The sequence below is a fragment of the Kitasatospora sp. NRRL B-11411 genome (genome assembly GCF_000721345.1).
Lineage (GTDB): Bacteria > Actinomycetota > Actinomycetes > Streptomycetales > Streptomycetaceae > Kitasatospora > Kitasatospora cineracea.
Window position 1 is genome coordinate 114,018 of the sequence record NZ_JOGH01000018.1, and the last position, 19,501, is coordinate 133,518.

Sequence of the window (19,501 nt, forward strand, 5' to 3'; positions counted from 1 at the left end):
GAATTGATAGGGCTCTTTGAATTTGGCTCTGACCGGAGTTCCGTGAAAGACGAGATCCTCGGCGTGAATGCAGGATCGTTTCGCTGCGGGATGCCCTTCAGGTGGCTCTCGATTCGATCGAAGATGTGCTGTTCCCCGGAGTCGATGTTGAACTGGAGCGGGTGACGGCGGGGTTGGACCTGGTGCTGGTCGAGGTCGCCGCGTGCGGTCCGGGCGTCCGCTGCCCGGACTGCGGGATCCGGGGGCGGCGAGTCCACTCCACGTACTGGCGGACGGTGGCCGAACGCCCGCTGGCCGGGTGGAAGTTGCTGGTACGGCTGCGGGTGCGCCGGTATTTCTGCGACCGCCTCCGGTGCGGGCGGCGGACGTTCGTCGAGCAGGTCCGGGGACTGAGCGAGCGTCACCTGCGCTCCAGCACGGGCTTGAAGGAGTGGCTGCGGGCCGTCGCCACCGAGCTCGGCGGCCGCGCGGGCGAGCGGCTGTGCCGCAAGCTCAGCGTCACGGCCAGCCTCACCCGGCTCCTCGGACTGCTCGAAGCCCCCGAAGTGCCGAAACGGGCGCCGCGGGTGCTGGGCGTCGACGAGTTCGCCTTCCGCCGAGGCCGCACCTACGGCACCCTGCTGGTCGACGTCGAGTCCGGCCGTGTCGTTGACGTCCTGCCCGGCCGGACCTCGGAAACCTTCGCCGCCTGGCTTCGCGAGCACCCCGGTGCCGAGATCGTCTGCCGCGACCGTGCCAGCGCCTACAGCCGGGCGATCAAGGAGGCCGCGCCGGACGCGGTCGAGGTTGCCGACCGCTGGCACCTGCTGCAGAACCTGTCCGCGGCGGTCGAGAAGACCTGCCACCAGCACCGCGCCTGCCTGCGCAAGCACGCCGAGCAGGAGGTGCGGCCCGAGCCGCCCGTGATCGACCTGCCGGTCCTCCAGGAGCCCCGCACTCCGATCGTCGAGCGCACCCGCGACCGCTACGCGGACGTCCACCGGCTGCTGGAGCAGAAGTGGACGATCAGCGCGATCGCCCGCCACCTGGGGCTCGACCGCAAGACCGTCCGCCGTTTCGGGAACCGCCGACCCCGTCCGTGCCGACATCCCCAGCCTGCGCCGGATCACCGCCTGGATCATGCGCCCAACCGGCACCCTCACCGACCGCGAGCAGGACAGACTGCTGGACGTCCGAATCGCCTGCCCGGACATCGCCCGTGCCTACGACCTGGCCCGATGCTTCCACGACCTCATGACCAACCGCCTCGGAACCCTCCTGCCGGACTGGATCGACCAGGCCGAGCAGGACGCTCCGACACCGATGCGGTCGTTCGCCGGGTTCCTTCGCCAGGACCTCGCCGCCGTCACCGCCGGCCTCACCCTCGCATGGAGCTCCGGCAAGGTCGAAGGCAACGTGAACCGGGTCAAAACACTCGACTTCCCGGCAGTCCGCGCCGCCTGGCTGTCCCTGGCCCGCTGGCCGGACTCCCCCGATCCCCAACTACTGCTGCACGTCGCCGTGGACAATGAACCGCCCGGCCCCGTCGCCAACCACCTGCTGCGAGCGCTCCTCCACGAGCAGGCGCTGCGCCACCTGGCCTACCCGAAGGTCGCCGTCGTCCCACTGCACCCCGTCGCGCACGCGGAGACCATCGCCGACCTGGACCGCCGCGGCCTGCCCGCGGTGCGCCACGACTCCCAGCCCGGCCCGCCCGAAACGCCCGCACCCGCCGCCCTGCCCGCTGCCCCGAAGCCGAAGCGCCGCTGGTTCCAACGCCCCTGACCGGCAGCCAATCAACGGGAGGCGCGGGCAAGTTGACCACACAGGAAACCGATCCGGCCGCCCGGCTGGACGCGTTCGACGCACTGCTGGTCGAGGCCGAAGGCGGTCTCAGTGGCGGACGGTCTCGACCTCCTTGTCCATCACCTCCCACAGCTGCTGGAGGTCCCAGGCGGTGACCTGCGGGAGGTGGTCGGAGACCGCCTCCACCTTCGGCGTGGCCGGAGTCGTGGACGAGAGGAGTACGGGTTCCAACTCCCGGGAGACGTAGGTGCGGTCGATCGGGCCGAGGCCGCCGGGCGGGCAGTCCTCGGTGGGGATCTGCTGGCGGGCCTTTTTGGGTCCGTCCCAGGTGGTGGCCCGGTCCGCGCCGGTCTGGCCGAGCACGGTGGCGGCGTAGCGGCCCACGTCGGTCATGTGACGGGTGGTCATGATCCGGTCGACCAGGTTGTCGGGCTGGGTGCTGCCGTCGGGCAGGAAGAGCGAGCGGTCCACCGCGAATGCCCGGTCGGCGACCCGGTCGAGGGAGAGCGGGCAGCCCCACACCGTCCACCCGTTGGTGTCGCCCTGGCCGAAGAAGAGTTCGCGGTCCTTGGCCATGTTGGCCAGCAGCCAGCGGATCTGGTGCTGCCGGTTGTCGGGGTCGCCGAAGTCGAGGTGGATGCTCGCCACCGACATCTCGCGCCGGCTGCGGGCGCCGGTGCTGGGGTGGATGAGGCGGAGCTTCGCGGTGGCGGGGCGGTGCCGGACCTCGTTGGAGTAGGCGACCCAGTCCGGGTCGGGCTGGAACGTCTCGGAGTCGTAGAACAGCGCGTTGCGCGACCCGGGGCGGACGTTGGGTGCCTCGACGCAGGCCAGGCCCAGTTGCTCGGTCACCTGGGCGGCCTGGTGCTCCTGGAGTTCCTGGAGGGTGAGCAGGTGCGGGCGGTCGACGCCGTGTTCCTGGGCGAACTGCTTCAGCAGGCCGATCGCCTCGGGGAGCTTCCAGCCGTGCTGGATGTTCCAGCCGACGTGCAGCATGACCGGGCGGGCGGACTCGGCTGCGGCGGGCAGGGGTGCGGTGGTCATGGAGGTGTGCCTCTCCGTGTCGGGGTTGGTGCGGACGACGCGCCGGGGAGCTGCGCCGGACCGGTCCACGGGGGTGCCCGAGGCCGCGGCGCGGTGGTCGGCCCGGTCACGACTACTGCGGCAGGGCGGAGTTGGCGGTGGCGCTGGTGATGGCCTCAGCAGCCAGGGCCAGCGCGGCCGTGACCCGGTCGTCAAGGTCGGGCGGCAGCGCGGCGGCCCGGAATCCGGCGCGGACGGTGGTCTCGGTCAGCTCCCGGCGGTGCTCTTCCGGCAGTCGGGCGGCGAGGTCGTGGTCCAGCAGGGCTCGGGCGCTGTGGCCGTCGGGGGCCTGGAGCGCCCAGTCGGTGGCGATCTCGTAGAGCCGGTGCGCGCCCGCCGGCCGGTCCGCGGCGGCGCACAGGTCGGCGCAGGCGAGCGTCAGCTGCGTGTCGAACAGCGGGTTGCCGGTGGGATCGTAGGTGTCGTGGGCGTCGCCCAGCGCGTCGAACAGGGAGGTGCGTTCACCGCTGTCTGCTTGTCCGCCGAGCAGGGCGCAGGCGACGGCGAGCGCGGCGGCGACCACGTGTTCCCAGGGGGTGTGGGGGTCGAGGGAGATCTTGGCCAGCAGTGTCGCGGCGATCCGGTGCTGGCCGCCGAGGGCCAGGGCGATCGTCTCGACCTGCCGGGCCGCACCCGGGCCGGGCGGCGGGACGTGGTCGGCCTTCAGGACGAGCCGGGCCTTCGACCACTCGCCGGCGCGCACCAGCGCGGTGGCCAGGAGCTGCAGGGAGGTGTTGTCCCACCAGTCGTAGAGGGCGCTGCGGTCCTGCTCGGTGGCGGTGAGGCCGGCCAGCGGCCGGATCCCGACGGCGGCCGCTGCGGCGTCCTGGCCCGCCCCGACCGCCCGCAGGATCTCCTGAACCAGCTCGATGGCGGTGCCGGGCCGGCCCTCACGGATCAGGAGCTCGGCGTGAATGAGCTGCAACTCCAGCGCGCCCCGGGCGAGTTCGACGCTCAATGGACGGTACGCGAGGTGCAGGGCGGTATGGAGGTTGCACAGCGCGTACGCCGTACCGAAGTGGCCCAGGTCGAAGTGCAGCAGCGCAGCGCGACGGTGGACCTCGGCGGCCAGCGCGGTGTCGCTGCTCTCGGCGGCGCGGCGGGCCAGCGCAGCCAGGTCGTCCACCCGCTGCTCCAGCGGCGGCGCCGTCCGGGCGGGGACAGGGGGCGTGAGGGGGAAGCGGGCGAGCGCGGCACCGAGGGCGCCGGCGGGCAGCGGGGTGGCGGTCACCGGCTCACCTGCCCTGCGAACTGCGGCTGCCGGACCGGAGGCGTCTCGCCCACCGCAGCCGTCGGCCGGTTCTGGTCGAGGCGGAGCGCGGCGTCGACCAGCACCCAGTGGGAGAACGCCTGCGGGTAGTTGCCGAGCTGCCGGCCAGCGTGCGGGTCCCACTCCTCGGCGAGCAGGCCCAGGTCGCTGCGCAGCTCCAGGAGCCGGTCGAACAGCTCGCGGGCCTCGCCGTCACGGCCGACGGCGGTCAGAGCCTCGACCAGCCAGAACGAGCAGGCGAGGAAGACGCCTTCGTGGCCGGAGAGGCCGTCGACGTTCGCGGCGGCGTGCTGCCCGGTGGCGTAGCGCAGCAGGAGGCCGTCCTCGGTGGACAGTTCGCGCTGGATGGCCTCGACGGTGGCGATGACGCGCTTGTCGTCCGGCGGGAGGAAGCCGACCAGCGGAATCAGCAGCAGGGAGGCGTCCAGCTCCCGGCCGCCGTAGTACTGGGTGAAGACGCCCCGCTCGGGGTCGACGCCTCGTTCGCACACGTCGGCGTGGATCTGCTCGCGCAGTTCAACGAGGTGGTGCAGGAGGGCGGCGTCGGGGTCGGGGCGGCGTTGCAGCAGCCGCAGGATCCGGTCGACGGCCACCCAGCACATGATCTTGGAGTGGGTGAAGTGGCGGGCGGGGCCGCGGATTTCCCAGATCCCCTCGTCCGGCTCGTGCCGGCGGCGCTCCACCTGCCGGGCGAGGGCCAGCAGCAGGACGTCGGTCCACGGCTCGGGCGGCAGGCCTGCGTCCTCGACCAGCAGCAGGGTGTCGGCGATCTCGCCGAACACGTCGAGTTGGAGCTGGCCGGCGGCGGCGTTGCCGATGCGCACCGGCCGGGAGCCCTCGTAGCCGGGCAGGTGGTCGAGGGTCTGTTCGGTGAGGTCGGTGGTGCCGTCGAGGCGGTAGATGGGCTGGAGGTGTGCGGGGTCGACGGTCGTGATGAGCCAGCGCAGCCAGCGCCGGGCCTCCTCGGTCTTGCCGAGGCGGAGCAGGGAGGCGGCAGTCAGCGCGCTGTCGCGCAGCCAGACGAACCGGTAGTCCCAGTTGCGGGTGCCGCCGATCTCCTCGGGCAGGGACGTGGTCGGCGCGGCCACGATGCCGCCGCCCGGATGGCACATCGCCGCCAGGGTGAGGGCCGAGCGCACCACCGCCTTCCGGTGCGGGCCGCGGTAGGTGCACCCGCGGGCCCACCGCTCCCAGTACCGCACGGTCTCGGCCAGCTCGGCGAAGGCGTCCGGCCGGGCCGGGGCGGACCCGCCGCGCACGGTCGGGCCCCAGGTCAGGGCGAGTACGGTGACCTCGCCCGCGGCGAGGGTGAAGTGGGCCCGGCACACCCGGTCGCGGTCGACCGAGTGGTCGCGGCCGCCCTGGAGCCAGTAGGTGTCGGCCCCGAAGGTGGCCGACAGCCACGGGGCGCGGGAGGTGGCCTGCTGGACGAGCGGCGCGGTGGCGCCGTAGTCGGCGCGGGGCCGGTAGACGGAGACGACGTCCACGACGCCGCGCACGCACTCGACGATCCGCACGATCCGCGGCGCGGCCGCGCCGGTGGAGGCGGGGGCCGGCATGAAGTCCGTGACGGCCAGGGTGCCGCTGGCGGTGTCGTACTCCTGCCGCAGGACCATGGTGTCGCCCAGGTATTGGCGGCGGTCGGCGTCCGGGGGCGGGCCGTCCGGGACGGCCGGGCCGATGCGCCAGAAGCCGTGCTCGGGGCCACCGAGCAGGGAGGAGAAGAGCGCCGGGGAGTCGAAGCCGGGCAGGCACGCCCAGTCGACGGTCCCGTTCGGAAGGACCAGGGCGGCCGAGGCGGTGTTGCCGAGGAGCGCATGGTCCTCGATCCGGTACCGGGGCAGGGTGCGGAGCATGGAGATCCTGACGTGGGTGAGCGGGTGACGGGAGTTCAGCCCCGGATGGGGGTGGTACTGGTGAGTTCGGCGAAGGCAACGGCCGACTGCATAGCGGCTTTGGCGCCCAGACCGGCCATGAATGCGGCCAGTTGTGCTGACCTGGACGTCAGGGCCGCTTCCATGCCGGCAGTGCGGGCGCCAGCCACCGCGACTGGCGCGGCGGCGTAGTGCAACCCTGCGGGCGGCAGGCCCATGCGTTCGGCGAGCGTCCGGAACGCCAGCGGGCTGGGCACGGTGACGCCCAACTCGGCTGAGCAGTAGGCGTCCTCGGCCTTGATGCCGTGGACTGTGAGGTCGCGGCGTGGGGAGATGAAATCGTTGAAGAGACCTCACCCCGCCTGCCCGGCAGTACCGGGGTGCGGATGGGCCGGGCTCGAGGGTGGGGCGGGGCGAGGAAGAACGGGCCGCTGGAGTGGAACAGCGCCATGCCGGTCACCGTCCGTCCGGGTGGAAGGTGCGTCGCCGGATGAGGCCGAGCACTGATCGGCGGTGACGGCTCCGGCTGCGAGGGACGCTCTGTCCGGCGTCCGAGACCGGTGCGTGGCTGTGCTGCGTGCGCGCACCTCCCGCGTCGGCCCGGTACAGGTACCCCCACACGAGGCTGTTGAGCCTGCGGATACAGGGCTCGCAGGCGAACAGGGGCGCGTCCGCGCCGGCGACGGTGACCCGGCCGACCCACATCACCCGTCCCCACTCGGCGCAGTACAGCCAGCAGAGGCCGTCCACCCACTCGTTGCTGTCGTCCTCGGCAGGCGGTTCGGGGCGCTCGCCCCGGGCGAACGCCGCGATGCCTGGCACGATCTGAGGCCAGATGCCGGGCGGGCTGTCGGGCAGCTCGGTCACGCAGTCACCTGCCCGCTGGATACGGCCTGGCCGGCGGCCACTGAGGACGGGACCCGGCAGCCGGATGGTCCCTCGGGCAGGGAGTTCGCGCCGACCAGCCGCAGAGCCGGCAGCTGCCCGCCGCCGCTGGTGTCGGGGGTGACCGTGAGCAGGGTCCAGCCCTGCCAGATGCCTGAGCAGGCCACCAGCCCGTCGTAGCAGACCTCACAGCCGGTGGTGGCGCGACCGGACGCGGCCAGCCACGAGTCGCCGACGCGTTCACCGCCGAACAGCACCTGCCGCACCAGTTCCTCGGGGTCCGGGCTGCCAGCGGCGTGCGCCTCGGCGCACAGGCCGTCCGCGTAGGCGGCGGTCGTGGCGGTGTGGCGGCACGGATCACCGTCGGCGGAGGCCGCGATCACGGCGGGACCGGGGTGGTTGGCGAGCAGCAGGACCGGTATCCCGGTATTGGCGACGGTGGCAGCCGCCTGGTTGCCGGGCACCGGCGCGGTGAGGGCGTTCATGGGTGGTTGGTCCTTCGGGCTGGGTCCGAGCTGAGGATGGGCAGAACGGGCCGCGGCCGGTGGGCGGAAGCCCCGGTAGAAGTCGTGGCCGTTCTGTTCGGTGCCAGCTCTGCTGCCGGGATGTCGAACTCAACTGGCTTCAACGGCGAGAAGGTTCAGGACCCTTTGCCGCTGGTCGTCCACCTCTTCGGCGGTGGGCGCTTCGATGGTGAGCCGGGCGACGGGGTCGACGTTCGAGGCCCGCAGGTTGAACCACTTCCCGGGGCCGTCCACCACGGTCAGGCCGTCGAGGAGGTCGGCGTCGGGGAAGGCTCGCGCGAGCTGGCGCACGGTGGCCTGCGGGTCGTCGGCGGGGATGTTGATCTCCCCCGAGGTGGCGTAGCGGGTGAGAGGGGCGAGCAGTTCGGAGGTGGGCTCGGGCTGGCTCCCGATGGCGGCCAGGGTGTGCAGGGCGGCGAGCGGGCCGGAGTCTGCGTGCCAGAACCGTCCGAAGTAGTAGTGGCCGGACGCTTCCCCGCCGAGGATCGCGTCGGTGGCCTGCATCTGCTGCTTGACGAAGGCGTGGCCGACGCGGGAGCGCGCCGCGGTGCCGCCGTGCTCGTGGATGGTCTCGGCGGTGGCGTGGGAGGTCAGGAGGTCGTGGACGATCGTGCCGCCGGGCTGGGCCGTGAGGTGCTGGCGGGCCAACAGGGCGAGGAGTGCGCACGGGGGGACGGGGCGGCCGAGTTCGTCGACGGCGAAGCAGCGGTCGCCGTCGCCGTCGAACGCGAAGCCGAGGTCGGCCTGGTGGTCGACCACGGCCTTCTGGAGGTCGCGCAGGTTCGCCGGGTCCATGGGGTTGGCGTCGTGGTGGGGGAAGGTCCCGTCGAGGTCGAAGTACAGCTCGACCGTCTCGACGGGCAGTCCTTCGAGCAGCGGAGGCCAGGTGAGGCCGCCCATGCCGTTGCCCGCGTCAACGACGATCCGCAGGGGGCGCAGCCCGTCGAGGTCGACTTGTCCGCGCAGGCAGGCGGTGTAGTCCTGCTGGAGGTCGATCTCGGACGTCGTGCCGCTGCGGGAGCCGGCGGGGCGGTCGGGCAGTCCGGTGTGCAGGAGGGTATGGATCTTCTCCAGGCCGCTGCCGTGGGCGACGGGGCCCGCGCCGGCCCGGTTCAGCTTGATGCCGTTGTCGGAGGCCGGGTTGTGGCTGGCGGTGATCATCGCGGCGGGCAGGTTCAGGGTGCCGGACGCGAAGTAGACGACGTCGGTGGCGGTCAGGCCCATCCACAGGACGTCGGCGCCGCGCGAGCGGACGCCTTCTGCGAACGCCTCGGCCAGGCCCAGGGAGGAGGGGCGCATGTCGTAGCCGACGACGATCTCGCTCGCTTGGAGGAGGTGGGCGAAGGCCGCGCCGGTCTCGTACACCAGGTCCGCGGTGACCTCGGTTCCGGTACGGCCCCGGATGTCGTAGGTCTTGATGGCGGGGTGGCAGCCCGTATCGATTTCCTGATTGGCCGTCATGTCTGTTTTTCTCCAGGCTGGTTCGGGCGTGGGAGTATCCGGTCGGGCCCCGGTTGCGGCGGGGCCCGACCGGCTTCGGGGCGTGCGGGACCACGCCCCGAAGGTGGCACCGGAGGGGTTCCGGTGCCGTAGAGGGGAGTTCGGCATGAGCGTTGAGGTGCAGCCGGGGCACGCCGAGGTCGCGCCCGGGTACGTCCGGGCGGTGTGGCCGATGGGCGCGGGCGCGCTGATCACGGACGAGGACGGGCGGGTGCTGCTCGTCAACCCGACGTATCACACGGGCGAGTGGAAGGACCGGTGGCTGTTCCCCGGCGGCGGGATGGACCGCGGCGACGACGGCCCGGCTGCGGCGTGCGCCCGCGAGGTCGCCGAGGAGCTGGGGCTCGCGTGGCCCGTCGGCGACCTGCTGGCCGTGGACTGGATTCCGCAGGACGGCCGGTTCTTCGAAGAGGTGATCTTCGTGTTCGACGGCGGTGTGATGGACGAGGCCGCCCACGTCCGGATCCAACTGCCCGAGGACGACGAACTCGCCGGGTTCCAGTTCTTCCCGCTGGCCGAGGCCATGGAGAAGCTGGCCGCCCCGGACGCGCGCCGGCTGGAGCAGGCCGTGGCCGCGCGCGAGCGCGGCGCCGGGCCGGTGCTGCTGCGGTACGGGCGGCCCCGCTCGTAGGCGGGCGGTTCGGGGGTCACCTGCGGCCCGCCGGGGTGTGGGCGATGACGAGTTCCGCGAGCTGCCGGGCGGCGTCCGGACGGCCCAGCGCCCGGGCGGCCTGGCGCATGTCCGCGAGCCGGCCGGGGTCCTTGAGCAGCGGCAGCAGCACCTCGCGCAGCCGCTCCCCGGTCGCCTGCTCCCCTACCAAGGCGACGGCTGCCCCGGCGTCCTGGAGGGCTTCGGCTCCGCGCTGCTGCTCGTGGCCGGCGGTCGGGACGAGCGGGATGAGGACGGACGGCAGGGAGAGCGCGGTGAGTTCGGCCAGGGTGCCCGCACCGGAGCGGGCCACGACGAGCGCGGCGGCCGCGTACACGTCGGCGAGGTTCCCGGAGACGTAGGGCACCAGGTGGTAGCGGTGGGCGAGGGCGGCGGGCAGGCTCGCGGCGGAGGCCCGGACGGCGTCGTGGTTGTCCGGGCCGCACTGGTGGAGGATCTGGCAGTGCTCCAGCAGGTCGGGCAGCACCTGGGCGAGGAGGCGGTTGATCTGGGCGGAGCCCTGGGCGCCGCCGGTGACGTAGACCAGCGGCAGGATCGGGTCGAGCCCGTAGTCGACGTGGGCGGCGGCCCGGCGCCCGCCGAGCAGCGCGGGCCTGATCGGGTTGCCGGTGACGACGGCCCGACGGCGGGCCCGTGGCGGCAGGGTGTTCAGCGAGCTGGGGTGGCTGACGGCGATGGCGGTGGCGAAGCGCGCGAGGACCCGGTTGGCCAGGCCCAGGGTGATGATCTGCTCGTGCATGACGAGCCGGCGGCCGGTCAGGCGGGCGGCCAGGCCCACGGGCACGGCGACGTAGCCGCCGGTGGACAGCACCGCGTCCGGGCGGTGCCGGGCGAGCGAGGCCACGGCCTGGGCGATGCCGAACGGCACCTTGAGCATGTCCAGCGCGGTGCGGGCGAGCGCGGAGGGGCGCAGCGAGCGGCGGACCTTGCCGGCGGCGAGCGCCCGGAAGGGGATGCCGTTCTCGCGGGCGATGCGGTTTTCGAGTCCGGTGCTGGTTCCGAACCAGGTCGCGTCGAGCGTGGTGCCGCGCTCGTTGAGGATGCGGGTGACGGCCTGGACGGTCGTCAGCGCGGGGTAGGTGTGGCCGCCGGTGCCGCCCCCGGCGACGACGAGGCGGACGGTGTTGCGGCGGGATCGGGACACGGCGGGCTCCAAGGGGAAGGTCAGGCTGCGGGGGCGGCGGGCGGGGTGGGCAGCAGGTGGGCGCGCTGGACGCTGGCAGGGTCCTTGATGGCTTCCCACCAGGGCAGGACGACCGCCGTGCCGGGCGTGCCGAGGGTGAGGGCGAGGTTGACGGCGTCCTCGTAGTCGTGGTGGCGGGCGGTGAGTTCGGTGATCTGCCGGGTGTAGCGGCGGCCGGCGATGTGGTGGACCCAGATGTTGACCAGGTGGCCGGGCGGGCAGCCGCCTTCGGGCCGTTCGACGATCCGGGCCAGTTCGTTCGTGCCGGGGCGGAAGGCGAGCATCCCGCCGATGAATGTGCGCTCCAGGACGGCGGACGCTATCGCTATGCCACCGCCCGGGAGCGCGGCGCCGACGCGCTGGTAGGTGTCGTCGGGGACGATGTCGGTGATCCCGGAGACGAACACGTTCTCGCAGGTGGAGGGCAGGCGGCGCAGGCCGGTCAGAGCGGCGGCGTGCGCGTCGGGGCCGTCCTGGAGGACGACGCTCAGCGGGGCGTCGCCGACGGCGTGCCGGGCCTGCTCGTGGACGGCGGCGGTGTTGCCCTCGTTGGTGACGATGACGAACCGGTCGGCACCGGCGGCGCGGGCCTGGCGGATGTGGCGGCGCACCAGGCTCTCGCCGCCGAGTTCGAACGTCGGCTTGTCGCGACCCAGGCGGGTTCCGTGGCCGGCGGCGAGGAGGATCGCGGTGGTGGTCATGGCTTCTCCTGGTGGTCGAGGGCTTCGAGGAGGTGCTCCGCGACGTGCTGCACGTCCTCGGGGGACAGTGCGGGGTGGTAGGGCAGGGCCAGGGTGCGGTCCAGCAGCGGTTGGAGGTCCGGGGTTTCGCGCAGCGGCCGGTAGGGGGCCAGGGCCGGGTAGTCGGTCCAGGGCCGCGCGGCGGTGACGGAGGTGGCGATGCCGTGCGTGGAGAGGGCGGGGCGCACCTGGGCGCTGGTGCGGTCGCCGAGGTCGATCAGGTAGCGGCCCCAGGTGGGCTGCGGGTCGCGGCCGTCGGGCAGCAGCTCGGGCCGGTGCTTCAACAGGGCTTCGGTGTAGGCGTGTTGGATGTCCTGGAGCTGCTGGACGATCCGGTCGCGCTGCTGCCACTGCGCGGTGGCGATCAGGGCGTCGGTCTCGGCCGGAGCGCGGTTGCGCAGCAGCACATCGCCTTCCGCCCAACGCCCTTCCACACCGGAGTGGGTCCGGCGCAGCCAGACGAGGTCGGCGATCTCCTGGGTGCAGGTGATGACGGCCGCCCCGCCGGTGCCGGACATCGGCTTGGTCGGGGCGAAGGACAGCAGCGCGGCGTCGCCCCAGGTGCCGGGCCCGTCCGGATCGGTGGGCAGCAGGTAGGCGCCGTCCTCGATGACGGTGGCGCCCTGGACGCGCAGGGCTTCGATGGTGGCGCGGGCGTGCCGGGCGGTGATCCCGGTGTGGTGGATCCAGATGACGACCGCCCGGCGGCCTGCCCGGTCGAGGACACCGGGCTGCGGGGCCAGGCTGGCCGGGTCGATCGGGACGGGGACGGGGTGACCGCCGAGGCGGACGACGAGCGCGGGGATCGCCTGGAAGGCGTGTGCGGGGATCAGCACCCGGCGGTCGCGGACGCCGAAGGCTTCCAGGAGCAGTTCGAGGGCGTCCATGCCGCTGCCGACCGCGACGGCCGGGCGGTCGAAGAACTCGCCGATCTGCGACTCCAGTTCGACGGTGCGGTAGCCGGCGCGCAGCCGTCCGCTGTCCAGGAGCGCGGCGAAGCCGTCCAGGGCGGCAGCCCGGTCGATCCGCGGCGGCTTCCACAGCGGGACCTCGCGGTGGGGCAGGGCGTTCACGCGGCGGCCCCCTGCGGTGCGGCGGTGCGGGCGGCGCGCAGGATCTCGATCGCGCCGGGGCCGGTGTTGGCCAGCAGGTCCAGGGTGCCGAGGTTGGGTAAGAACCCGTGCCGGGCGTGGAGTTGGGGGTAGCGGGGCGGCTGGTAGTCCTGCCAGCAGATCTCGATCCCGGCGTCCGCGAAGACCTGCTCGTCGAGGTAGCAGCGCGATCCGTCGCCCGCCAGGTAGGTGTCGGCGCCCACCCGGCGGCACAGCTCGACCAGGCGGGCGCTCTTGGTCGCGGCGGTCGTCCCGAGGTCGCTGGCCTTCACCGTGGGCGTGTCGATGCCCAGCAGCCGCATCGTCTCCGCGCAGCAGGCGTCGGCGAGTTCGCCCAGGGTGCGCCACGGCCGCCGGTAGAGCACGTCGAGGAGGGGGTCGCAGTACGGCAGGTGCTCGGCGTGCGCGTACGCCTGGCGGACGGTCTTCTCGTGTACGTGCTGCCAGTTCCGGGCCTCGGCGAGCGGCAGGTCGCGGATCTCGCCGGTGGCCGCCCGGGAGCGGGCGACGGGGACGGTCAGCAGCACCTCGCCGGTGTGGGTCTTGATCCGGTTGCGGTTGTGCCAACCCCCTTTGGAGAAGGCGGCGTTGTCCAGCCAGATGACGAGGTCGGCGCGGTCGGCCTTGTCGAAAAGGCCGGAGTAGGGCAGGTAGTGCGGCTGGTGGATGGTCACGGTGAGGCCCATCGGTGTCGTTCCTCCTTCCTCGGAGCCGGTCAGGGGGTGCGCAGGCGGCGGGCGAGCGCGGTGGCGCAGGTCAGGGCCGAGGCGATGCTCGTGCCCATGTCGTCGTAGAAGGTGAAGCCCCGGCCGGCGAACAGCAGCCCGCCGTTGGCCAGTTGCCGGGCGCGGGCCCGGTAGGCGTCGGCGAGCTGCTGGTTGGCCGGGCTGCGCAGGACGAAGTCGACCTGGTACTCGCCCGGCCCGTGCCGCTCGTAGCCGACGAGGGCGGTGGAGTCGGTGACGGTTGGGCCGCCGCCGGGCAGCAGCCCCGGGGCGTGGGTGCGGTAGTACGGCACGGTCGGGTCGGGGTGGGTGACGGTCGCCGCCCGCGGGGCCTCCGACATGGGGGTGCGCCGCCACTCCACCGCGAGGCTGCGCCGCTCCAGCGCGCCCCGGTCGAAGCCGAACCAGGCGTCGATCGGGGAGGTGACGACGCACGCCCGCGCGTACTCGGGCGGGTCCTCGACGCTGGCCGCCCGGCCGAGTTCGATGCGGATGCCGGGCCGGTCGGCGAGCCGGTGCAGCATCGACCCCCAGCCTCCGGCAGGCAGCCCCTGGTAGCGGGCGTTCGGGTAGTACTGGTTGTCGCGGGTGTAGGTGAGACCGAAGCGGCTGGTGAACACCTCCGGGGACAGCTTGGCCGGGTCGACACCCCACTGCTTGGTGACGTAGCCGTGGACGAACGCCTCGTACAGGCGGGGCCCGACGGAGGCGAGCGCCGCGTCCTCCACGGTGAGCGGCGCCTTCCCCCGGTACGGCGCGGTGTCCCTCTCCACCAGCACCCGCGCCCGGTCGGCGTCCAGGTCGGCCCCGTAGACGGCCTGGACGGCTTCGAGGCCCAGCGGGAGCGGGACCAGTTCGCCCTGGTAGGAGGCGTAGACGCGGTGCCGGTACGGGATGACGCGGGTGTTGGCAGCGATGTACGTCCACACCCGGCGACTGCTGGTGGCCAGGACGTGGGTGCCGCGCGGGTGGACGTTGACGCCCAGGTGCTCGTTCCACTGGGAGGCGCACAGGCCGCCCAGGCGGCTGGTCGCCTCGACCACCAGGACCTGCACCCCCGGCAGGAGCGCGGTCAGGCGTTCGGCGACGATCAGCCCGACCAGGCCCGCGCCGACGATCGCCACGTCAGGGCGCCTCACAGGAACCACGCGTGCTGGGTCTCGAAGTCGGCCGGGTCGGGGTCCGGGAGGTCGCCCGCGGCCCAGGCTTCGATGGCCCGGCTCTGGTGGATGTGGCGGCAGCCCATCTTGTAGCAGCCGGACAGGCCCATGTTGGAGATGAGCCTGCTGGCGACCTGCCGGTGCTTCTCGCCGCCCCAGATCTCCTCCAGGTCAGCTTCCCGGAGGTCGCCGATCAGGTACTCCTGCCGGCCCCACTGGGGTCCGCAGATGTAGACCTCGCCGTTGGCGATCACCCAGCAGTTCAGGCCCCGGGCGACGGTCCAGCACCAGCTGTGCGCCCCGCCCGCGCCCTTGTGGGTGTCGCCCATGATCTGGCCGATCTGCCGGCCCCAGGACGCAAGACCCCGCTCGGCGCAGAAGCGGGTCAGGTGTTCGCGGAACTCCTCGCGCTGGGCGGGGTCGAGGGTGAAGCCGCCCTTGTTCTCGTAGTCGTCGACGAGCCGGATGTGGATGTTGTCGAAGCCGGTCCGGGCCGACCAGTCGTAGATCTCCTCCAGCCACCGGTAGTTGACGTTGTTGATCAGTACCTTCGCGTTGACCTTCGGCCCGTCGAGACCGGCCGCCTCCCAGGCGGCCAGGATCGCCCGGACCGACTCCTCCATGCGGCTGTGCGACTTCTTCCCGCCGGCCACCGCCCGGTAGCTCTCGTTGTCGAAGGCGAACACCGCGGCCTCGATGAACGTCATCCGGGCCAGGACCTCGGGGCGGGCCAGCACCTTGCCCAGGACGAGGTTGGAGGCCATCCCGGCGCGGGTGGTGGCCAGGTCCAGGCCCGCGATGAGGTCGGCGACCTCGCCGCCGCGCCACAACGTCGGCTCGCCGCCGCCGCAGTACTGGACGCCGCGCACGCCCATCGCGGCGATCGAGGCGTGCAGGCGCTGCGCCATCTCCACCGGCATGTCCGCGAAGCCGTACTCCTCGTTGCGGTCCTGGGCGTAGCAGTGGGTGCAGTCGACGTTGCAGTTCATCGTCAAGTACATCTCCAGCGAGTGCGGCGCCGGAGCGATGTCGACCTTGCGGACCAGCTGCCGGCCGGGGAACAGCCCGGCCGCGGTGTGGAGGACCTTCGTCGCCGAGGAGTACGGGCTCGGCTTCGCCGTGGTGGTGATCTGCTCGAATCCGGCCGGGCCGGAGATGCTCGTGTCGGACACGGTGACTCCCTCGTGGGCGGCGGGCTAGATGAAGGAGCCGTGCGGGGCGGTGAACGAGCTCTGGAACTCGACCAGCTGGTTCTGCTGATGGTGCACGCAGAACGGGCAGTCCTTGAGACGGAGTTCGGCCAGGACCTGGCGGCGCTGCTCGCCGCGCCACACCTCGGCGAACGTCCTGTCCGTGATGTTGCCGATCACCCCGGCGATGCCCTCGCCGTCCGTGGTACGGGTCCGCTTCTGGGCGCACAGGAACACGTTGCCGTCCGCACCGATGACCGGCTTGAACTGCTGCCAGTGGCAGCGGGAGTAGCCGCGGACCTGGTGGACGTTGTTGTCGAAGATCCGGTCGACGATGTGCACGTCGAAGCCGTCGCCCTGGAGGTCGAGGGCCTTGTCGAGTTCGGCGAGCATCCGCTCGTGCAGGTCCGCAGGGATCTCGACCCCGGAGTAGGACTTGAACTGGATGTACTCGGCGCCAGTGTCCTTGACCAGCTGGGCCGCGGGAACGATGTCGTGGACGTTGTCGGCGTTGATGAAGAACCCGGTGCCCACGGTGCACGGGCCGTCCGCCGCAGCCAGGGCGCGCAGGTTCGCGATGATCTGGTGGTGGTCGTCGTTGCGGTGGAGCTGGAGGTGGACGTCCGGATCGGAGGAGTCGAGGCTGAACCGCGCGTACGTGGCGGCCTGCTTGATCCGCTTCCCGAGCGCGGGGAAGACCCTCGACCCGTTGGTGACCAGGCCGACCGAGATGCCGTGGGCGGCCGCGGCCTCGATGGCGTCCACGGTGGCCGGGTTCGTCATCGGCTCGCCGCCGCCGACGAACAGGATCGACGTCACGCCGAGGCCGGCGAGCTCGTCGACCAGGCCGAGCAGCCGGGGGCCGTCCATCCGCTCGCTGCGCTCCTTCGAGTGCAGGCTGCTGTAGATGCAGAAGTTGCAGTGGTGGTTGCAGGAATTCGCGGGGTCGATCTCGACCGAGGTGGGGAAGGGGTCCTGTCCGGCGAGGTAGGCGTCGATCGTCGGCTGCTGCCGGAGCAGCCGCAGGGGGCTGAACATGTGCCGGACCCGGTGCTGCTCGGACAGTTCGGCGTAGCGGTAGCCGAGCCGTTCGGCGGCCGTGCGGGCGCCGGACGTCAGGACGGCCACGTCCTCGTTGACGGTCTTCGAACCGTCCACGAGCGGTAAGGGTCGGCGGCGGCGGGTCGGCCGGGTGCTGCTCGGGCTGGTGCTGCTGTCCATGAGGGGGCTCCTCCGAGGAAAGGGCATCGATCGGGTGGGCGGTGGCGCGGTCAGGGGCTGCTGCAGGCGGCAGCCGCGCGGGAACAGGACCGGCGCCGAGGACATGGTCAGGTGACTATGTGGCCGGCTTGGGCGAGTTGCCTCCGGGCCCTGCCGAGGTCCTGCTCAGGCGCAGGGGGTCGGGGGGAACGGGCCGGAGTTGCCGACGGGCTCCTGTCCCCTGCCTGGTCCAGAGGGCACTGCGTCGGCGGCCATGAGGTCCAGATCCTGCGGCTGGTGCTGTGGTTCAGCGCCTGGCACAGTTCAGGCGGCCCGCCGCTGAGGAGCTGCCCGTGTCGCCGGCCCCCGGCGCGCGACGGCGCGGCGGGGCAGCCGAAGCAGGCGGCCTGCTGTTCGCCGGACGGACGGCCGTCTGAGGCCTGTCTGCCGGTCGCCCTGGTGCTGGGTGATCGGGGCCGCGGCACTGGCGACGGCGCCGGGCATCGCTGGGAAGTCGACGTCGATCTCGAACCAGACCGAGCACAGGAGGCTCTGGCCGTCGTCGCCGGGCAGCAGCTCCGAGCCGACCTCTGCGGTGATCATCTCGACGATGTACAGGCCCCTGCCCGACTCGGCGTACACGTCGTGCGCGGCCCCGGGCCTGGAGGTCGGGACGGTGCGGGTCCGACAGGGGTTGATGACGGCGACCCGCAGCCTGCGGCGGGCACCGTACGCGGTGGCCTCGACCTGGAGGTCCTGGTTTCCGTCCTCGCCGCCGGTCCCGTGCTCGGTGGCGTTGGTGACGATCTCCGACACCGCGAGCCGCACGGTGTCCAACTGATCGGTGGTCAGCAGACCCTTCAGGTCATCGATGAGCTTGTTGCGGACCCCGCCGACCGAGACGTGCACGGCGGGGACGGTGAAGCGGGTGATGAGTCCTTGCATGGCAGATCCTCCGGGCCGGTCAGGTGGTGCGGCTGGGGGTGAATCCGACGGCGTCCCCGCCCGAGGCGATGGTCCGAGGTCGTCGCGTGCTCAGAGAGGTTCGCCGGGCGAAAGGGGGGTCAGCAATCGCAAGAAGTCGAGGGTTCCGGGCCGAAGTCACTGATCCGTCTTCCCGTGACCGGCAGATCCGTTACTAGTTGCTGTTTTTGAATCACCATCAGTGAGTTCGCCCACTACGCTGTCTGCACCGCTGTACCTGGGGGAGGTCATCCGATGGCGCACAAGCCGTCCTGCGCCGCGCGGATCAGAGCGACCGCCGCAGCGGAGAACCGGGCCTTGGAGACGACTGTCGCTTCGATCGCGGAGTGCTGCGCAGTGAGTCGGCTGAGGGCCCATCGCCTGGCTCGCGGGTGGACCCTTCGGCGGGCGGTCGCCGAGATGCTTCAGCTCTGCGCGCTGAACGGGATCTCCCAACCGGGCGTGGACCAGGACCAGTTGGCCGCGTGGGAGAAAGGCCGGATGCCTCGCGGCAAGACCCTCGACCTGCTGTGCCGCCTGTACGAGACGGATGCCCAAGGACTCGGGTTGGCCGGTTCCTACCGACCGGACATGCCGACTCTGGTTCCGACTCGCCCTGCGCCTTCCCGGCCGGCCGCTGGCCCGCCCGTCGCACTTGCCGCCGCCGATCCCGCCGGCGAGGCCATCGAGGCGTACCGGCGTGCGCTGGACAGCACGTTGGCGAGCACCACCGCCAGCGTCACCCAGCTCGAGGTGCTGGACGAACAGGTCATGGACCTCCGGCAGGTCTACGTCTTCGCGCCTCCGGCCGAGATGCTGCTCCGGCTCCTGCGGACGCTCGAAGAAGTCCGCCTGTTGTCCGGCGAGCGGCAGCCGGCAACTGTCCAGGTGCGCCTGTCGGAGATGATCGCCGTGCTCGCCACTCTCGTCGCCGATGCCTTGATGAAGCTGGGCCGCCTCGACCAGGCCCGCATGTGGTACGGCACTGCCCGCGCGGCGGCAGACGACGCCGGCGGGGCCGAACTGCGCTCCCGTGTCCGGGTCCAGGCCGCGATGCTGCCGTACTACTACGGCCCTCTCGAACGGGCGGCGAGCTTGGCCAGGGACGCCCGGCTGCTGAACCGCGGCCGCGCAACGTCCACCGGGGCGTTCGCCGCCGCTGCCGAGGCGCGGGCCTTGGCTCGGCTGGGCGATGCCGAAGGGGCGCGTCACGCCGTCCGGCAAGCGATCGACCTGTTCGACCGTGCCCCGGTCGGCTCCGACGACGACGCGTGGGCGTTCCCCAGGCGTCGGCTGCTGCTGTACCTGTCGGGCGCCTTCACCGCTCTGGGTGAGGTTCAGGAAGCACACCGCGTGCAGCAGGAGGCCCTGGCTCTGTACCCCGACCGAACCGGCATCGACCCCGCGCTCCTCCGACTCGAAGAAGCGATGTGCATGGTTCATCAGCGGAAGCCGACCGAGGCGTGCGAGCTTGCCGGCAGCGCCTACCTGGCGGTACCGGAAGAGCTTCGGACGGAGATCCTGGGCGTACGCGCCATGGAGGTGATCCGGATAATGCCCGCGCGGATCCGCGAGACCCGGGCCGCTCGGCAACTCGGTGAACTTCTCGCACTGCCCACCGGCCGGACGTGACAGGA

At 72.2% G+C, this 19,501-nt stretch carries 18 protein-coding genes and 1 pseudogene; 4 read left to right on the forward strand and 15 right to left on the reverse strand.

Going from position 1 to position 19,501, the window contains the following annotated elements:
- Positions 1-182: 182 nt before the first annotated feature.
- A pseudogene (locus IH44_RS49670) lies at positions 183-824 on the forward strand (ISL3 family transposase); the annotation flags it as partial.
- 295 nt (positions 825-1,119) lie between these two features.
- Positions 1,120-1,764: a transposase gene (locus tag IH44_RS45345; RefSeq protein WP_051816793.1), complete on the forward strand. Its 645-nt coding sequence runs from the start codon at positions 1,120-1,122 to the stop codon at positions 1,762-1,764.
- Positions 1,765-1,872: 108 nt separating this feature from the next.
- Here IH44_RS45345 and IH44_RS0111990 read toward each other — a convergent pair whose 3' ends face one another.
- From IH44_RS0111990 to manB, 7 genes are all read right to left on the reverse strand, one after another.
- Complete coding sequence (locus IH44_RS0111990) at positions 1,873-2,829, reverse strand: hypothetical protein (protein ID WP_030459469.1); 957 nt, start codon at positions 2,827-2,829, stop codon at positions 1,873-1,875.
- Positions 2,830-2,941: 112 nt separating this feature from the next.
- Entirely contained in the window at positions 2,942-4,099 is a 1,158-nt protein-coding gene (locus IH44_RS0111995; RefSeq protein WP_030459470.1) for a hypothetical protein, read from the reverse strand.
- Positions 4,096-5,994 carry a glycoside hydrolase family 15 protein gene (locus IH44_RS0112000; RefSeq protein WP_051816794.1) on the reverse strand — a complete coding sequence of 633 codons (1,899 nt, stop codon included), beginning with the start codon at positions 5,992-5,994 and terminating at the stop codon, positions 4,096-4,098. Before IH44_RS0112000 ends, IH44_RS0111995 begins: the two co-directional genes overlap by 4 nt.
- Before the next feature lie 35 nt (positions 5,995-6,029).
- Positions 6,030-6,269 (reverse strand): hypothetical protein, encoded by a 240-nt coding sequence (locus IH44_RS0112005; RefSeq protein ID WP_198544981.1) that lies wholly within the window; start codon positions 6,267-6,269, stop codon positions 6,030-6,032.
- A gap of 199 nt (positions 6,270-6,468) precedes the next feature.
- Positions 6,469-6,879 carry a hypothetical protein gene (locus IH44_RS47215; RefSeq protein ID WP_051816795.1) on the reverse strand — a complete coding sequence of 137 codons (411 nt, stop codon included), beginning with the start codon at positions 6,877-6,879 and terminating at the stop codon, positions 6,469-6,471.
- Positions 6,876-7,382: a hypothetical protein gene (locus tag IH44_RS0112015; protein WP_030459474.1), complete on the reverse strand. Its 507-nt coding sequence runs from the start codon at positions 7,380-7,382 to the stop codon at positions 6,876-6,878. Before IH44_RS0112015 ends, IH44_RS47215 begins: the two co-directional genes overlap by 4 nt.
- Positions 7,383-7,511: 129 nt before the next feature.
- The gene (manB, locus tag IH44_RS0112020; protein WP_051816796.1) at positions 7,512-8,882 is read right to left on the reverse strand and encodes a hypothetical protein; all 1,371 of its coding nucleotides are present in this window, start codon (positions 8,880-8,882) and stop codon (positions 7,512-7,514) included.
- A 145-nt stretch (positions 8,883-9,027) separates the two neighbouring features.
- Here manB and IH44_RS0112025 point away from each other — a divergent pair, with 145 nt between their 5' ends.
- Positions 9,028-9,552 (forward strand): NUDIX hydrolase, encoded by a 525-nt coding sequence (locus tag IH44_RS0112025; RefSeq protein WP_030459476.1) that lies wholly within the window; start codon positions 9,028-9,030, stop codon positions 9,550-9,552.
- Positions 9,553-9,568: 16 nt separating this feature from the next.
- Here the strand turns inward: IH44_RS0112025 and IH44_RS0112030 are convergent, their stop codons facing one another.
- The 8 genes from IH44_RS0112030 to IH44_RS42700 form a co-directional block, all read right to left on the reverse strand.
- Positions 9,569-10,735, reverse strand: coding sequence for a glycosyltransferase (locus IH44_RS0112030; protein ID WP_030459477.1), 1,167 nt, complete (start codon positions 10,733-10,735; stop codon positions 9,569-9,571).
- Positions 10,736-10,755: 20 nt separating this feature from the next.
- Entirely contained in the window at positions 10,756-11,475 is a 720-nt protein-coding gene (locus IH44_RS0112035) for a nucleotidyltransferase family protein (protein ID WP_030459478.1), read from the reverse strand.
- A complete protein-coding gene (locus IH44_RS0112040) occupies positions 11,472-12,587 on the reverse strand; it encodes a DegT/DnrJ/EryC1/StrS family aminotransferase (RefSeq protein ID WP_030459479.1) in 1,116 nt (371 codons plus the stop codon). The genes IH44_RS0112035 and IH44_RS0112040 overlap by 4 nt, the downstream gene beginning before the upstream one ends.
- A complete protein-coding gene (locus IH44_RS0112045; protein ID WP_030459480.1) occupies positions 12,584-13,312 on the reverse strand; it encodes a WbqC family protein in 729 nt (242 codons plus the stop codon). Before IH44_RS0112045 ends, IH44_RS0112040 begins: the two co-directional genes overlap by 4 nt.
- A 29-nt stretch (positions 13,313-13,341) precedes the next feature.
- A complete protein-coding gene (locus IH44_RS0112050; protein WP_030459481.1) occupies positions 13,342-14,475 on the reverse strand; it encodes a UDP-galactopyranose mutase in 1,134 nt (377 codons plus the stop codon).
- 11 nt (positions 14,476-14,486) lie between these two features.
- Positions 14,487-15,683 carry a radical SAM protein gene (locus IH44_RS0112055; protein WP_030459482.1) on the reverse strand — a complete coding sequence of 399 codons (1,197 nt, stop codon included), beginning with the start codon at positions 15,681-15,683 and terminating at the stop codon, positions 14,487-14,489.
- A 24-nt stretch (positions 15,684-15,707) separates the two neighbouring features.
- Positions 15,708-16,922 (reverse strand): radical SAM protein, encoded by a 1,215-nt coding sequence (locus IH44_RS0112060; RefSeq protein ID WP_030459483.1) that lies wholly within the window; start codon positions 16,920-16,922, stop codon positions 15,708-15,710.
- Between the two features lie 303 nt (positions 16,923-17,225).
- Positions 17,226-17,846: an ATP-binding protein gene (locus tag IH44_RS42700; RefSeq protein ID WP_051816797.1), complete on the reverse strand. Its 621-nt coding sequence runs from the start codon at positions 17,844-17,846 to the stop codon at positions 17,226-17,228.
- A 273-nt stretch (positions 17,847-18,119) separates the two neighbouring features.
- On the opposite strand from IH44_RS42700, the gene IH44_RS0112075 reads away from it, so the two are divergent.
- Positions 18,120-19,496, forward strand: coding sequence for a helix-turn-helix transcriptional regulator (locus IH44_RS0112075; protein ID WP_030459485.1), 1,377 nt, complete (start codon positions 18,120-18,122; stop codon positions 19,494-19,496).
- Positions 19,497-19,501 lie beyond the last annotated feature (5 nt).

Excerpts from the sequence above, each read along its gene's own strand:
- IH44_RS0112025 (WP_030459476.1), top strand. The coding sequence starts at position 9,028 with ATGAGCGTTGAGGTGCAGCCGGGGCACGCCGAGGTCGCGCCCGGGTAC.
- IH44_RS45345 (WP_051816793.1), top strand. The coding sequence starts at position 1,120 with ATGCGCCCAACCGGCACCCTCACCGACCGCGAGCAGGACAGACTGCTG.
- IH44_RS0112015 (WP_030459474.1), bottom strand. The coding sequence starts at position 7,382 with ATGAACGCCCTCACCGCGCCGGTGCCCGGCAACCAGGCGGCTGCCACC.
- IH44_RS0111990 (WP_030459469.1), bottom strand. The coding sequence starts at position 2,829 with ATGACCACCGCACCCCTGCCCGCCGCAGCCGAGTCCGCCCGCCCGGTC.
- IH44_RS0112035 (WP_030459478.1), bottom strand. The coding sequence starts at position 11,475 with ATGACCACCACCGCGATCCTCCTCGCCGCCGGCCACGGAACCCGCCTG.
- IH44_RS0112075 (WP_030459485.1), top strand. The coding sequence starts at position 18,120 with ATGGCGCACAAGCCGTCCTGCGCCGCGCGGATCAGAGCGACCGCCGCA.
- manB (WP_051816796.1), bottom strand. The coding sequence starts at position 8,882 with ATGACGGCCAATCAGGAAATCGATACGGGCTGCCACCCCGCCATCAAG.
- IH44_RS42700 (WP_051816797.1), bottom strand. The coding sequence starts at position 17,846 with ATGCAAGGACTCATCACCCGCTTCACCGTCCCCGCCGTGCACGTCTCG.
- IH44_RS0112060 (WP_030459483.1), bottom strand. The coding sequence starts at position 16,922 with ATGGACAGCAGCACCAGCCCGAGCAGCACCCGGCCGACCCGCCGCCGC.
- IH44_RS0112000 (WP_051816794.1), bottom strand. The coding sequence starts at position 5,994 with ATGCTCCGCACCCTGCCCCGGTACCGGATCGAGGACCATGCGCTCCTC.
- IH44_RS0112045 (WP_030459480.1), bottom strand. The coding sequence starts at position 13,312 with ATGGGCCTCACCGTGACCATCCACCAGCCGCACTACCTGCCCTACTCC.